General features: G+C 44.4%; 14 protein-coding genes. 7 read left to right on the forward strand and 7 right to left on the reverse strand.

The features are described from left to right. The first annotated feature begins 215 nt into the window (after positions 1 to 215). A complete protein-coding gene (locus ACMXYT_RS04230; protein WP_415911903.1) occupies positions 216 to 1,163 on the forward strand; it encodes an NAD-dependent epimerase/dehydratase family protein in 948 nt (315 codons plus the stop codon). Between the two features lie 185 nt (positions 1,164 to 1,348). Here ACMXYT_RS04230 and ACMXYT_RS04235 read toward each other — a convergent pair whose 3' ends face one another. Then, positions 1,349 to 1,549 (reverse strand): tautomerase family protein, encoded by a 201-nt coding sequence (locus ACMXYT_RS04235; RefSeq protein WP_415883793.1) that lies wholly within the window; start codon positions 1,547 to 1,549, stop codon positions 1,349 to 1,351. Positions 1,550 to 1,878: 329 nt separating this feature from the next. On the opposite strand from ACMXYT_RS04235, the gene ACMXYT_RS04240 reads away from it, so the two are divergent. From ACMXYT_RS04240 to ACMXYT_RS04255, 4 genes are all read left to right on the forward strand, one after another. Then, complete coding sequence (locus tag ACMXYT_RS04240) at positions 1,879 to 2,292, forward strand: group II truncated hemoglobin (protein WP_415911904.1); 414 nt, start codon at positions 1,879 to 1,881, stop codon at positions 2,290 to 2,292. A gap of 58 nt (positions 2,293 to 2,350) precedes the next feature. After that, positions 2,351 to 2,653, forward strand: coding sequence for a DUF3817 domain-containing protein (locus tag ACMXYT_RS04245; RefSeq protein WP_415911905.1), 303 nt, complete (start codon positions 2,351 to 2,353; stop codon positions 2,651 to 2,653). Positions 2,654 to 2,763: 110 nt separating this feature from the next. Then, positions 2,764 to 3,060, forward strand: a complete 297-nt coding sequence (locus ACMXYT_RS04250; RefSeq protein ID WP_415912194.1) for a type II toxin-antitoxin system HigB family toxin — start codon at positions 2,764 to 2,766, stop codon at positions 3,058 to 3,060. Continuing rightward, on the forward strand, positions 3,060 to 3,431 hold the full coding sequence (locus ACMXYT_RS04255; protein ID WP_415911906.1) for a helix-turn-helix domain-containing protein: 372 nt from the start codon (positions 3,060 to 3,062) through the stop codon (positions 3,429 to 3,431). The genes ACMXYT_RS04250 and ACMXYT_RS04255 overlap by 1 nt, the downstream gene beginning before the upstream one ends. A 105-nt stretch (positions 3,432 to 3,536) precedes the next feature. Here the strand turns inward: ACMXYT_RS04255 and ACMXYT_RS04260 are convergent, their stop codons facing one another. Together ACMXYT_RS04260 and ACMXYT_RS04265 are read right to left on the reverse strand one after the other, a co-directional pair. Next, a complete protein-coding gene (locus ACMXYT_RS04260) occupies positions 3,537 to 4,850 on the reverse strand; it encodes a reverse transcriptase domain-containing protein (RefSeq protein ID WP_415911907.1) in 1,314 nt (437 codons plus the stop codon). 675 nt (positions 4,851 to 5,525) lie between these two features. Continuing rightward, positions 5,526 to 6,014, reverse strand: coding sequence for an Lrp/AsnC family transcriptional regulator (locus ACMXYT_RS04265; RefSeq protein ID WP_415911908.1), 489 nt, complete (start codon positions 6,012 to 6,014; stop codon positions 5,526 to 5,528). Positions 6,015 to 6,365: 351 nt separating this feature from the next. Here ACMXYT_RS04265 and leuA point away from each other — a divergent pair, with 351 nt between their 5' ends. After that, positions 6,366 to 8,027: a 2-isopropylmalate synthase gene (gene leuA / locus ACMXYT_RS04270; RefSeq protein WP_415900380.1), complete on the forward strand. Its 1,662-nt coding sequence runs from the start codon at positions 6,366 to 6,368 to the stop codon at positions 8,025 to 8,027. A 50-nt stretch (positions 8,028 to 8,077) separates the two neighbouring features. Here the strand turns inward: leuA and ACMXYT_RS04275 are convergent, their stop codons facing one another. The 4 genes from ACMXYT_RS04275 to ACMXYT_RS04290 all read right to left on the reverse strand — a co-directional run bounded on the left by ACMXYT_RS04275 (position 8,078) and on the right by ACMXYT_RS04290 (position 11,716). Next, the gene (locus tag ACMXYT_RS04275; protein ID WP_415900381.1) at positions 8,078 to 8,539 is read right to left on the reverse strand and encodes a hypothetical protein; all 462 of its coding nucleotides are present in this window, start codon (positions 8,537 to 8,539) and stop codon (positions 8,078 to 8,080) included. Between the two features lie 26 nt (positions 8,540 to 8,565). Continuing rightward, positions 8,566 to 9,675: a sterol desaturase family protein gene (locus ACMXYT_RS04280; RefSeq protein ID WP_415911909.1), complete on the reverse strand. Its 1,110-nt coding sequence runs from the start codon at positions 9,673 to 9,675 to the stop codon at positions 8,566 to 8,568. A gap of 87 nt (positions 9,676 to 9,762) precedes the next feature. After that, entirely contained in the window at positions 9,763 to 10,992 is a 1,230-nt protein-coding gene (locus tag ACMXYT_RS04285) for an acetylornithine transaminase (RefSeq protein ID WP_415900383.1), read from the reverse strand. Positions 10,993 to 11,239: 247 nt separating this feature from the next. Continuing rightward, positions 11,240 to 11,716 carry an NYN domain-containing protein gene (locus ACMXYT_RS04290; RefSeq protein WP_415891422.1) on the reverse strand — a complete coding sequence of 159 codons (477 nt, stop codon included), beginning with the start codon at positions 11,714 to 11,716 and terminating at the stop codon, positions 11,240 to 11,242. Between the two features lie 171 nt (positions 11,717 to 11,887). Between ACMXYT_RS04290 and ACMXYT_RS04295 the strand changes: the two genes are divergently transcribed. Beyond that, positions 11,888 to 13,282: a GGDEF domain-containing protein gene (locus ACMXYT_RS04295; protein ID WP_415900384.1), complete on the forward strand. Its 1,395-nt coding sequence runs from the start codon at positions 11,888 to 11,890 to the stop codon at positions 13,280 to 13,282. Positions 13,283 to 13,285: the final 3 nt, after the last annotated feature.

A 13,285-nucleotide genomic window follows, 5' to 3' on the forward strand; every position in this document is an offset into this window, starting at 1 on the left:
TAGCTCATTGAGCCAATCTGAGTGGGTAAGGGGGAGCTTAAAATCAGGTTAATTAACGCAATTTGCAGAAATGTTTCGCATTTTGAGAAACAAAATGAGGCTGTGTTTTTTGGTTGTTTTTTAACTTATTGAAATTTAAGGATAAATATTTTGGCTGGCTTCTTGCTGTAACCAATACATCAAGCAAATTGGTTTCAATAGTAAGGAGAAATACTATGAAATATCTGGTCACTGGAGGCTGTGGGTTTATTGGTTCACATTTGGTAGATGCCTTACTAGCACAAGGTCATCAAGTCAGAGTATTGGATAACTTATCAACAGGTGCAGTGGACTATTTACCCGATCAGGTAGAGCTTGTATTGGGTGATGTAGCCGACCTAGCCATTGTTAAAGGTGCGATGTCAGAGATGGATGGCTGCTTTCATTTAGCGGCAATAGCATCGGTAGAACAATCCAATTCTGACTGGGTGGGCACACATAAGGTTAATCAGCAGGGCAGTGTAAATGTCTTCGAAGCAGCACGACATAGCGGTAGTAAAGACTCTATCCCTGTAGTTTATGCATCTTCAGCGGCAATCTATGGTGATAACGCCACTATCCCTCTAGATGAAACATCAGCCCCTCGACCTATCAGTGCTTACGGTGCTGACAAGCTAGGCAGTGAACACCATGCCCGAGTTGCCTGGTTAAACCACAAGGTATCCACCGTGGGAATGCGTTTTTTCAATGTGTACGGCCCCCGTCAAAACCCCTCTTCACCTTATTCTGGGGTCATTTCCATCTTTATCGACCGCATTCTTAACAACCTACCGATTTCGATCTTCGGTGACGGTAAGCAAACTCGCGATTTTATCTACGTAGCCGACGTGGTCAAACACCTGATTGCTGCCATGGAAAATACCAAAGGTGAAGCATCAGTGTTTAATGTTTGCACCGGACAATCGACCTCAATTTTGCAGCTAGCACGAACTCTATCGATGGTAGCTGGAGTAGAGGTGAACATCGAACATAAACCTGCCAGAACCGGTGATATCGCAACTTCATTAGGCGATCCAAGCCGTGCATCGGCAAGGCTCGGCATCCGTGCTGATGTTGGATTAGGCACAGGTATGGCCTTTACCGTTGAAGCGATGAAAGGTGATTCTTTAAAAGAGACCGGTTAATACTACAGAACACAATTCTTCCAGCGAACTTGGTAAGTCTAACTTTAAATACTGTGCAGAGATCAGATTTAAAGTGGGGCTTACCTTTTTTATTTAGGGTGTTTGAGATTTGATAAAGTGATGAGTCCCTGATCCGCCTAGAAAGCCTGTAGTAAGGCGGTTTAAGACGATTGATAAATGAGTAACTATGATTGGCTCTTTTTCCATTCATCTGTAAGCATACCGGCAAAACCCCAATCCTCTTCTTCAATTTCCTGTATGACAATATGGGTATGTTCAGGTTTTTTTCCGAGTACTCTTTGTAGAGAGCCAGTAATGTCTTTAACAATTTCTGCTTTTTGTTCTCGAGTGACACCTTTGGTGACTTGAACATTTACATAGGGCATTTAAATCTCACATTTATCAGTGTTGGGTTGAATTCACAGATATATTTTATCGGTAAAACATCATCTTCAAGCTAGTAAACCGAGCAAGGTAGCATAGACAGGGAGGGAGCTCTATTGATGAAGGTTTGAACCTTAAGGGATTAGAGCGTTACACCTCTCTCTTTGATAAATTGCATGCCAAATTTAGTAACCCTTTAAATAAAAGGGGAATACATCGAAATTTATTACTAACTCTCCAAAATAAGCGACAGGTTTTGGACTGGATAAATTGCTAAAATATTGCGCAATTTGAGAAAGCACAAATATAGACAGAGCCCGAGTGATTATTGATGGATACTCCCAGCTGTGAATACGGTGTAAACGACAACTCCTACAAAATGGCAGGCGAGATAGCTGGCCTAACTCAGTTAGTCGATGACTTTTACCAATTTATGGATGAACTGCCAGAGGCGCAGACCATCCGTAAAATGCACCCAGACGATCTTACCGAATCACGAAAGAAACTTGCCTACTTCCTATCTGGCTGGTTAGGTGGTCCTAAGCTCTTTTCTCAAAACTACGGCTCTATTCGTATTCCTCATGCCCACAGTCATTTTCCTATTGGCCCAGAGGAGAGCGAAGCGTGGATTCTTTGCATGCAAAAAGCGGTTGAACAACAGCCCTACGAAGAACCGTTTAAGGTTTATCTTATTGAGCAGCTGCGTGTTCCGGCAGAAAGAATCACCCAAGCCTGCCGTAGATAGAATTCCCGCAGAAACGCTTTCCTTAGAAGAATTTTTTACCAATTTTTGAGCTTATAGAATGATCAAACTACTTCGCATCGTCAGCCTTCTCGAAGGCCTCTCTTACATCGCCATCTTAAGCGTTACACTTGGATTTATCAGCCGAGATTATGTATCCACACTCGGTATGACCCACGGCATCCTGTTTATGATCTACGTGATTCAGGTGCTGAATATCTCCCACAAAGAAAGTTGGACTTCAAAGCAACAGCTAGGGCTGATGCTAGCATCGGTAATCCCATTCGCCTTTATCCCAGCTGAGATCTACCTGCGAAAATTGGGGCAGAGCAAACAGGAAGAGAAGGAAACAACGGCGGCATAAAACGAGATCAAGGACTGATATTAGTTTGGATAAAAAAGGCTAGAAATTGACAGGATAGCCAGAACCTCCCATAATGGGAGGTGTGTGAGAGGGAGTTTCACTCAATGTGAATAATTTCTAAGAAAACGCTTAGGGAATTTTGGGAATCGGACCCTAAGTATCAGGATGCTAAAGGCCAGTTGGAAGCGTGGCACGAAGAAGTGCTTAAAGCCGACTGGAGCACGCCACAGGAAGTCAAAGCACAGTTCAGAAATGCGAGCATTCTGAAAAATAGCCGAGTTTTTTTTAATATCAAAGGCAATGATTATCGGCTGGTTGTATCGATAAATTACCCATATCGAATTGTGTTTATTAAGTTCGTTGGAACCCATAGACAGTACGATGAGATCGATGCGGAGGCAGTGTAATGAACATAAAGCCAATCAAAACTGAAGCTGATTATGAAGCAACTCTAATTCGCATCGCCGAGCTTATGGATGCAAAACTCAATACGCCTGAAGGTGATGAACTTGATGTCTTAACAACGCTAGTTGAGCATTACGAAACTAAGCACCATTCAATCTCCGCGCCAAACCCCATCGAAGCCATCCGTTTCCGTATGGAGCAGTACGGTCTACAAGACAAAGACCTCATTCCTTACTTAGGCAGATCAGGACGAGTGTCAGAAGTACTGAATTACAAACGCAAACTAACCTTGCCAATGATTCGAAAGCTACATAAAGGCTTAAATATCCCAACCGAGAGCTTAGTTCAGGATTACGAACTCAAGCAGGCTTAGGTTGTAATAAGATGAATGCATAAGAAAGGGGCGCAATCACGCTCCTTTCTTGTATTTGCTTGAAATAGAGAATTAAAAGGCTCTGATCCCTTTAATCCGAAAAATTTAAAAGATTTTACTATCTATCTCTAAAAAGCGTTGTTGCTTAGTAGTAAGTTCCGAGTAGTTTATCCCTAAATCAGCTAGGACCTTTTTTAACGCTTTATTTTTGCTAGATTCTAAAGAGTGCTCAAGCTGCTGTATGTTCTGGCAAAGGTCATAGGCTCCTTTGAAACCAGTAATTTTACCTTCAATTTTTTGAACTAGTTTCGATAAAGTAATCCCATGCTTGAGACAGGTATTAATGTCACCTAGTTGTATTATCTTAGACTGGATAGCTGTTAGTTGCTGGTCTGTAATTTTAAGCTGGTATTCACCTTTGGTAGGGGTAAGGGCTAACCCCAAAAATTCTATAGGTTCTTCCGGTGCTGCAATGACAGTTTTAGTACCTTTTTCAAGAGGGTGTATAGATAATCCCTCCTTAGCTAGAAGATCATAACAAAGGATATGGGTTTCTTTGGCTAATGAGTGGGAATTGCTGAATGTTATCAAATCATCTGCATATCTCACCGCTTTCACATTTTTGTTAATCAAAGCGGTATCGAAATCTCGGAGCATGAGATTGGCTAGGTATGGAGATATAGGCATGCCTTGCCTCAGGCCTGTACCTTTTTTTATCCCCATTGTTTTGATTCGTCTGGCTTCACTATTACTGTTCGTATGTATCTCTGTTTTAACTATTTTAAGTAATATAGGGTGTAATGATCTCAGCCGAATTTTGCACTTGATCTTCTCTGCTAACAGATCACGGTCGATGCTGTCAAAAAATGCAGAAATATCTGCTTTGTATGCCCATGGATAATTTTTGCGATACTCAATTGCCTTGTTAAGAGCTTTTTTGACAGACCGATTTTTGACGAAGCCATAGCTTATACGATTGGTTTGATCATAGCCGCGTTGATGGATAATTTTTCCTAGGGCTTTCTGTAAAAGCCTGTCTCTAACAGTAGGAACGCAAATTACCCGGTCTTTTCCATTTGTTTTGGGAATAAAGTGAGGGGAAAGAAGTTGTGCTTCGTATGTTCCGCTCTTTAATTCGAAAGCTAGCTTCTTGATGTAATGCTTTTTGCATAATTCGAAGTCGTCCAGCGAAATATTGTCTATGCCAGAGCTTTGGCGCTTAGCAAGCGGGGTGGAGCTATACATTTCATGCCAGGTATCACTAAGAAAATCTATAGAGGAAAGTTGTGATAAGGCACTTTTAGTCATATTTACGATCGAAGTTTCTTGCCCTGCTGGTGCTAATAAGCCCTCATCCAGCGGGATTTGAAGTTCCTGGCCGCTTGAGCCTGGCATTCGATCGTTGATCGTTGCGTCCACTCAATGGCCATATGGCTATAGCGATCAGTATCGCCATCGTTAGGGTGCCAATGTATCGCCTTGCATGCAACCCGCGAAACTGCAAATTGGGTGTGCGACAATACTTTTTGCCACGCTTTACTTTTGGTGATATTGATACGCATTTGCACCTCTATTCTTGTTTCTAGTATTCCATTTAGATTCAAGACGCTTGTGTGGCTTGTTTCTAGAAAGAATAAAGCCGCTAAGAGCGCAAGAATCCGCACGAAGTGTTTAAGTAAATGCGGTGCAAGTTGTCTTGCCGAACCCGCAGTCCGCCTCCAGGCTTTGTGTAAGGCTTTACCAGCCCCTCTAGCATTGAGGGCAAGAGGCTGGACATTGGAGGACCTGGCCGCTTGAGCCTGGCATTCGATCGTTGATCGTTGCGTCCACTCAATGGCCATATGGCTATAGCGATCACTATCGCCATCGGTAGTCAGCCAATGTATCGCCTTGCATGCAACCCGCGAAACTGCAAATTGGGTGTGCGACAAGTACAGCAATACTATAATGGGGGTGTTCAGTTTTTATTCAAGGCAATATCGAAAAATAGGCCAGAAATACATTTGTAGAGATTCCGAATTATTGGACTTTTTCCTCTAGCCACGCAGTGGCGTCCTCTAGCGCAGCGTCCTAAACACTCTAGGCGAAGCCGTCCTATCTCTCCACATACCCCAAAGGCATTGCCGTACTATCCACCACCTTACGCATAATAAAGGCTGACTTAACCCCCGTTACGCCTTTAATCCGAGTGATCTTGCCGAGCAATATATCGTGGTAACAGTCCATATCTGCCACAGCCACTTTTAACTGGTAGTCAGCGTCATGGCCGGTGATCAGGTAGCACTCCATTACTTCCGGTAGGGATTGAATAGTGCGTTCAAACTCTTCAAACCGTTCGGGGATATGTTTGTCCATGCTGATATGCAGGATGGCGATAAGGTTTAGATCGATTGCGCGTTCATTTAGACGGACCACACGATCACGAATAACGCCGGATTCTTCCAGCTGTTTTACCCGGCGAGAGCAAGGGGCGGCGGTAAGGCCAACGCGCTCGGCTAGCTCCTGATTAGAAAGGTCGCCGTTTTCCTGTAATTCTCGCAATATTTTTAAGTCGAAGCGGTCTAAATTGACAGTAGATTTCATGGTTTTTCGTTTGTTCGCAATTAATTGTGTGTATTAAGTTTATTTTCTTTTGTTTTGTTGCGCAAATAGCGAAATAAAGTTGTTTTTAGATCGGTAATTGCGCATGTACCTCTATAAACTTCTCTTCATCGGTTGAGGGGTAACAAATCACATATCAATCAGTATGTGAGGGGGTAATCATCATGAGTGAGCGCTGCCAGCCTAAGAGGGTTTATCGAATCTTTAACTCAAAAACTGATGCCACAAGTGTCTACTGAAAAACTTCCCGCTGTCATTGCTTCCCCAAAGGCGCCTGACAGCGGGTTTTGCCGTTTAGGCTTTCTGCTCGAATAAAAATAATGGATTCGCACTATGTTTGATCATCGTAAATATCGTCGTTTTGAAACTGTCCGTTTGGCTGATCGCACTTGGCCAGATCAAGAGATCAATAAGGCACCGGATTGGTGTAGCGTAGATCTGCGCGATGGTAACCAAGCGCTGATCAACCCAATGAATGTAGAGCAGAAGACCCGCATGTTTACCCTGTTGGTAAAAATGGGGTTTAAAGAGATTGAAGTCGGCTTTCCCTCTGCATCTCAGCCTGATTTTGATTTTGTGCGTAAGCTAATTGAAGAAAACCGAATCCCAGAAGACGTCACGATTCAGGTGCTAACCCAAGCACGAGAAGGTTTGATTGAGCGTACCTTTGAATCCCTTGAAGGCGTGCGCCGCGCCAATGTTCATGTGTATAACTCCACTTCGGTTGTACAGCGCCAGCAAGTGTTCAACATGAGCAAAGACGAGATCAAAGGCATCGCGGTACAAGGTGCGCAGTGGGTGCGAGATTATGCGGCTAAATACCCTGCGACCGAGTGGGAGTTCCAGTACTCACCGGAAAGTTTTACCGGTACAGAGATGGATTACGCGGTTGAAGTTTGTGATGCCGTCATCGCTGAGTGGAAACCAGAAACAGGGCAGGCGGTTGTAATCAATCTACCGGCGACTGTTGAAATGTCCACACCCAATGTTTTTGCCGATCAGGTTGAGTATTTCTGCCGTCACCTAAAACAGCGAGATCAAGTACGTATCAGCTTACATACCCATAACGACCGTGGCTGTGGTGTTGCGGCAGCAGAGTTGGGCGTTATGGCCGGTGCCGATCGTGTCGAAGGGACTTTGATGGGTAACGGTGAGCGTACCGGTAATATGGATATCATCACCATGGGTATGAACCTTTACTCACAGGGCGTTGATCCAGAGTTGGACTTCTCGGATATCAAAGAGATTATCGAAGTAGTTGAGTACTGTAACGAATTGCCTGTTTCCGCTCGTCATCCATGGGCGGGTGAGTTGGTTTATACCGCTTTTTCGGGTAGTCATCAGGATGCGATTCGTAAATCGGTTAACTACCACCAAGAGCATAATCAAATGCATTGGGATGTGGCTTACTTGCCAATCGATCCACGCGATATTAACCGTGAATATGAAGCGGTTGTGCGTATCAACAGCCAAAGCGGTAAGGGCGGTGTAGCCTTGGTATTGGAACGCGATTACGGTATCCAGCTACCAAAATGGATGCATATCCCGCTAAGTAAAGTGGTTCAGTCTGCTGCTGAGCAAAAGGGTATTGAGATCTCTCCTGAAGTGATTCACCAACTTTATCAACAGCACTTTGTTGCCGTACCAGAGCAATGGCAGCTTGATCGTTACGATCTGCACACTGACAACCAACAAGTTGAAGCTAAATTTAGCGTTGGTAACACCGTATTTAACGGTCAAGGTACCGGTGCACTAGAAGCGCTAAGTGATGCGCTTGAGAAGCAATATGCATGCTCCATCGAGATCACTCAGTTTGATGAACATGCCATCGCGACCGGCACAGCAGCGCAAGCGCAAGCAGCAATTGCTATGACAGTGAACGGTGTCAGTGCGCAAGGTGTCGCAACTAAGGAAGATACATCTGCAGCAGCACTGCAAGCAGCGCTAATTGCCTTTAGCCGAATTGCTGAACAGAACGCGGTGAGTGCGGCTTAAAACTGAAAAGAATTTGCAGCTGCAGGCCTAATCTGTAGCTGTAATCTTCCTTAATCCTGGCCTCGTACCGGATACTTCTCAAGCGTATTTTTTATGCCTTCGATAGTATTTTGAAAAGCCGTCGAATCTAGCTCGAAAACCATCACCCATACATTCTCACTACTCAGGAACTCATCCGAGTCGAAATTGGGATATAACTCGTAAGCTAGTTTAACGGCTATTTTCACTTCTCCATTTTTAACAGCTAAAAACTCAAAGCTAATGCATGGCTCAATGAAGTTTAAGTGGGAATAGCTAGGTAATCTCCCCTCAGACAAACAAGTAAACCAGTCCAGCAGTTCGATAAGCTCGGTTGTTTCAATGGCAGGGTCTACTAGTTCAGCTTGCTGATCTTCATGCTCAACAATAGCCTTTAGGTTGCACCAATCATCCTGCGGATCGTCAGGAAACTGATACCCGATTATTGCTAAAGTTAAGCATGCTTTTGTGCTTTTATTTTCGAGCTTAAACATAGTGCTTATCGTATAAAAATTTCTTTTTACTTCTTATTAGTTAGTGGGAATACCTGCTGCTTTAGCCAGCCCTCAGGCACATAGTCGCCAACCACTCCGTAATCCTGCGGCCACTCTTTTTGGCCTTTTATAGCTGTTCCGAAGAGATAATCGATAAAGGCAAAGTGTGCTGCATAGTTTCGATCAATCGCCGCTTTATCCGATGAGTGGTGCCAGTGGTGAAACTGTGGTGTCACGATAATGTACTTCAACCAGCCAAAGTTGATTTGGGCATTGGTGTGATTGAGTACCGCTTGGAAGCCAACAATAATGATGTAGGCATCCAATACGCTTTTATCGAAACCCAGCACAAAGATCGGTGCTAAGACAAAGCAGCGGGTCGCAATCAGTTCACCAATATGTTGGCGAGAACCTGCCAACCAATCCATAGTCTTTGCACTATGGTGGATTGCGTGGAAGCGCCAGAAGAAAGGCACTTCGTGGTAAACACGGTGCAGTGCATATTGAACCAGATCAGCGACTAGCAGCACTAAAAACAGTTGCACATACCAGTTAATATCTTGAATCAGTTCTTGTGATCCGCGCTCTACTGCCCAACCAAATGCACCCGATACAAACTGGTTTGCTACCAGTAACACAAAACCAACGATGAGATGGTTTACAAAAAAGTGGTGTAGATCGGTTTGCCATTCTGGGCGCAGAATCGCTTGTTTACGATGGGGGATGATCTTTTCGATAAAAATAAAGATCAGGGTGGAGCCTAATAGATCGAGAATAAACCAGTCCAAACCTATATAAGGTGTATCGGTTGGGATATCACCCACTTCTACTCGATGACCGCCCAACGCGATCGCAATCACAATTAACGCCCAAGCCAGAAGCCCTGCGCGTTTATTGGTATTTCGTACAAAGTTAAGCAGACCCAAACTACCTGAGATAATCAGCGATACAAACATCACTGTGCGCAGAACGTTGGCGTCATAAGCGGCGCGTAGCTCAGGCGTTGTAAGATACTCAGGGAAGTGAAAGGCGCAGACGCCGAGTAGTGAGAGTAGGGCAAGCGTAACGGCGATATAGCCACTGATACGGCCTTCGCCAAAACGAAGTTCGCCGCCTTCTAAGCGTTTAAGTAACATCCGTTGTCCTTACGGTAATCCAATTTAAAGTGCAGGGATTATATACAAGGCAAGCGTTATTCACATCTTGCCCTGCAACATAAGCATTTAGAGAGACTCTATTGTTTTAGCCAAAATAGCACAGCACTCATTAATCTCCTTTTTAGATAGATTCAGTGCGGGCATAAACCTCAGGGTGCGTTCATTCGGGGCATTCAGTAGTAGACCAAGCTCTCTTGCCTTATCCACAAGCTGAGGTGCCGATAGCTCAGCGGTATCTAAGGCGATCAAAAGACCTTTACCTCTTACCGAGCCTAGTGAGTATTGCTGAGAAAGCTCAGCGAGTTTTTGGCTGAGTAGCTGACCCATCTGTTCAACATTAGCGAGAAAGCCTTGTTCCAGTACTTTATTCACAACCGCTTGCGAGACAGAACACATTAACGGGTTGCCGTTATAAGTGCCGCCCTGATCGCCGTATTCAAAGCAACTGTGTTCGGCTTTGGTGAGCAACGCTGAAATCGGTACGCCACCGCCTAAGCCTTTACCTAAGGTCATGATGTCCGGTTGGATATCTAAACCTTGGTAGGCGAAGAGGTTACCGGTTCTACCGATGCCGGTTTGTACTTCATCGATGATCAGTAACAGATTGTGCTTTTTACACAGGGCTTCTAAGCCTTTGATAAAATTGCTATCAGCAGGGATTACGCCTGCTTCACCTTGAACCAGCTCTAGCATGATCGCGACTGTATGTTGATCGATTATCGCTTCGGTTGCGGCTAAATCGTTGTAAGGGGCTTTGCTAAAACCGCTGACTTTCGGTTCGAACAATGGCGCAAAGGTCGCTTTACCGGTGGCGGACATAGTCGCTAAGGTTCTACCATGAAAGCTTTGTTCAAAGGTGATGATCTTAAAAGCATCTTGTTTGTGAACCTGCCCCCATTTTCTTGCTAGCTTGATTGCACCTTCATTGGCTTCTGCACCGCTATTGGCAAAGAAGACCTGATCGAAATTTGAGTTAGCACAAAGGGTCTTGGCCAGCTCAATCATCGGTTGATTAAAAAAGCCAGGGCCTGGGTTAATCAGTTGTTGTGATTGTTCTATTAGTGCTTGCTGGATTAGATTGGGGCTGTGACCGAGGGTATTCACCGCCCAGCCTTGCACCATATCCAGATATTGTTTGCCGTTCTGATCAAACAGGTAATGTCCTTTACCTTGGGTAAAGCAGAGTTCTGGTCTTGGCGCGATCGGCATTACAAAGTCTTTATCGGTCAGCGGGTTGTTAACGGGCGTGTCTTGATCGCTTAATTGTGAGGGAGCTACCCCAGTGAAATAGGTCATTTTTATATCCTTGAGAGAATTTAGAGCAAAAAAAAGCCGCAGGGGTTACCTGCGGCTTTTCGGGAATTTGGAACGCTTAAGAGTTATTTGCGTCGTCGAGATCCAACACCCAAAGAGGCACAGGCAATCGATACGCGGCGTCGCAACGTAGTTGTCGTAAGAGTCTGTGTGTTAGGTGTGGTTTTCATAGTGGCTGAGTATGTCAGCCACTTTAGGTTGTGGTCAAGAGGGCTAGCTTGAATGGATTCTAGCAGACCAATAGATTCGGCAGGATCGAGTGATATTGATCCGCTGAATTGATCAAGGATTTAGCGGTAAGTGCTTCTACACCATAAACCTCGGTAGTGACGCCATAACGTTTTTTGATGTGTGCGAGTAGGAGATCAAAGTCGCCATCGCCTGAAAGTAAAATCACTTTATCCACATCAGGTGCGGTATCCATCACATCGATTGTAATGCCTACATCCCAATCGCCTTTGGCCGAGCCGTCTTTACGTTGGATATAAGGTTTTAGTTTTACATCAAAGCCAATATGACGCAGGGCATCCTGAAACTTCTTCTGGCCGTCATCTTTGCGTTCAATCGCATAAGCGTAGGCGTGAACAATCTCTCCCTGTTTGCTGATCTCTTGCCAGAATTTACGGTAGTTAAACGGGCAGCCGAACGCCTGGCGGGTGGTGTAATAGATGTTCTGTACGTCTACAAAAATAGCAATGCGAGACACAATAGAGCCTTTGTTCTGATTCAAGAAAGAGCACTATATCAGACTCGTGTTTAGATATGCTGCTGCAAGCCGCGGAAAAGCTGGAAAAAAGCCCGAGTCTGCACTATCGTTGCAAGAGTTAGTAAAAAAGGTTTTACTGATTGTTACTGGTTGATTATTCGGAGTTTTTTAATGTCTGCTTCAGACGCTGCTAGCCCTCAACAAACGAATAGAAAAAAGATCGATCTATCGATTGTTTTTGCGATCTGCGGTGCGCTATTTTCACTGCTGATTTTTCTATTTATGTTCAAGCAGGAGCGTGATGCGGCTATTCAACAGTTTCAGGTTGAAATGACACAAGGAACAGCATCGTTCCAGCAATCATTAACTCAGAATACTTACTCTCTAGAAACCTTACAGGCCGTTTACCAGTTAGATCAGACGGCCGATCAAGCACGACTGCAACAAATCATAAATAGCTTGTTTAGTCGCCATACCTCTTTGAAAGGGATGGCTATCGAAAATGGTGATATCTCGCTTCGTATAGCTGACTCTTCTACCGATTCTATTTTTAACCGTTCTGAAGTTTCTGAGACATTAAGTAGCCTGTCCTCAGAGCAGGTTAAGACACTGACTTTAGATCAAGAAACCTTCGCATTGGTTTCAGCTCAAGCTGGCAACGCCCAACTGGCTGGTATTATCTCGCTTAACTCCGTACTGGAACAAAGCCAACTTCAAGAGGTATTAGGTGATGTTCAATTTACGCTGACAGATGCGAACAAGCAGGTGATCCTAGCGCACGATCACACTTCACTTGCTCTAGATGCGATGCTTTCTAGCTCTGTTCAGTTACTAGATCAAAAATGGAATTTAGATATTACTGCCACAGAAGAGCGCATTGCTGCAGGTATGAGTTTTACCCCAGCCCTGTTTTTGATGACTGGTTTACTGCTTTCTTTCTTGGTGGCTTCCTATCTGAAACGCGTGAGTCGTCATGTTAAAACGTTGCGTACTGAACAAGCGAATTTGACTGAACAGATGGCAGAAACTAGTTGGTCTGATCCATTAACAGGTTTGGTCAACAAACTGCATTTCAATGAAGCTTTGGATGTTGAGTGTCGACGTGCTGTACGTGAGTTCTCGCCACTCACCATGATGCTGTTGAAGATTGATAGCTTTAAAGAGTTCAGTGACGAATATGGTATTGAGGCTGCACAAGAGATGCTACAAGAGGTTTCTAGTGTACTCAAAAATTCTGTTGGTCGTCCGGGTGATATGATTGCGCGTATTGATGATCATTTATTCGCCTTTATTCTGCCTTCCACTAATGAGATGGTGATTCAATTAGCAGAACGTTGCTGTAACACAATTTATGATCACGGCATCCCTCATCAAGCATCGCCGATTGATCGAGTCGTTACCTTAAGTATCGGTGTGGCGACTATGCAGCCTTCACGTTTGCTTACCCCTGAATACCTTTTAGAGTTGTCTACTCAACAACTTCAAGAAGCTGAAGCTAAAGGTGGTAACCAGTTCCATGCGTTTGTGGATGGCGTTAAAGAGCCGCCTTTAACCTATAACGTATAGGTC

The organism is Neptuniibacter sp. QD37_11, assembly GCF_047778105.1.
Taxonomy (GTDB): Bacteria; Pseudomonadota; Gammaproteobacteria; order Pseudomonadales; family Balneatricaceae; genus Neptuniibacter.

Excerpts from the sequence above, each read along its gene's own strand:
- ACMXYT_RS04230 (WP_415911903.1), top strand. The coding sequence starts at position 216 with ATGAAATATCTGGTCACTGGAGGCTGTGGGTTTATTGGTTCACATTTG.
- ACMXYT_RS04235 (WP_415883793.1), bottom strand. The coding sequence starts at position 1,549 with ATGCCCTATGTAAATGTTCAAGTCACCAAAGGTGTCACTCGAGAACAA.
- ACMXYT_RS04240 (WP_415911904.1), top strand. The coding sequence starts at position 1,879 with ATGGATACTCCCAGCTGTGAATACGGTGTAAACGACAACTCCTACAAA.
- ACMXYT_RS04245 (WP_415911905.1), top strand. The coding sequence starts at position 2,351 with ATGATCAAACTACTTCGCATCGTCAGCCTTCTCGAAGGCCTCTCTTAC.
- ACMXYT_RS04255 (WP_415911906.1), top strand. The coding sequence starts at position 3,060 with ATGAACATAAAGCCAATCAAAACTGAAGCTGATTATGAAGCAACTCTA.
- ACMXYT_RS04265 (WP_415911908.1), bottom strand. The coding sequence starts at position 6,014 with ATGAAATCTACTGTCAATTTAGACCGCTTCGACTTAAAAATATTGCGA.
- leuA (WP_415900380.1), top strand. The coding sequence starts at position 6,366 with ATGTTTGATCATCGTAAATATCGTCGTTTTGAAACTGTCCGTTTGGCT.
- ACMXYT_RS04275 (WP_415900381.1), bottom strand. The coding sequence starts at position 8,539 with ATGTTTAAGCTCGAAAATAAAAGCACAAAAGCATGCTTAACTTTAGCA.
- ACMXYT_RS04280 (WP_415911909.1), bottom strand. The coding sequence starts at position 9,675 with ATGTTACTTAAACGCTTAGAAGGCGGCGAACTTCGTTTTGGCGAAGGC.
- ACMXYT_RS04285 (WP_415900383.1), bottom strand. The coding sequence starts at position 10,992 with ATGACCTATTTCACTGGGGTAGCTCCCTCACAATTAAGCGATCAAGAC.
- ACMXYT_RS04295 (WP_415900384.1), top strand. The coding sequence starts at position 11,888 with ATGTCTGCTTCAGACGCTGCTAGCCCTCAACAAACGAATAGAAAAAAG.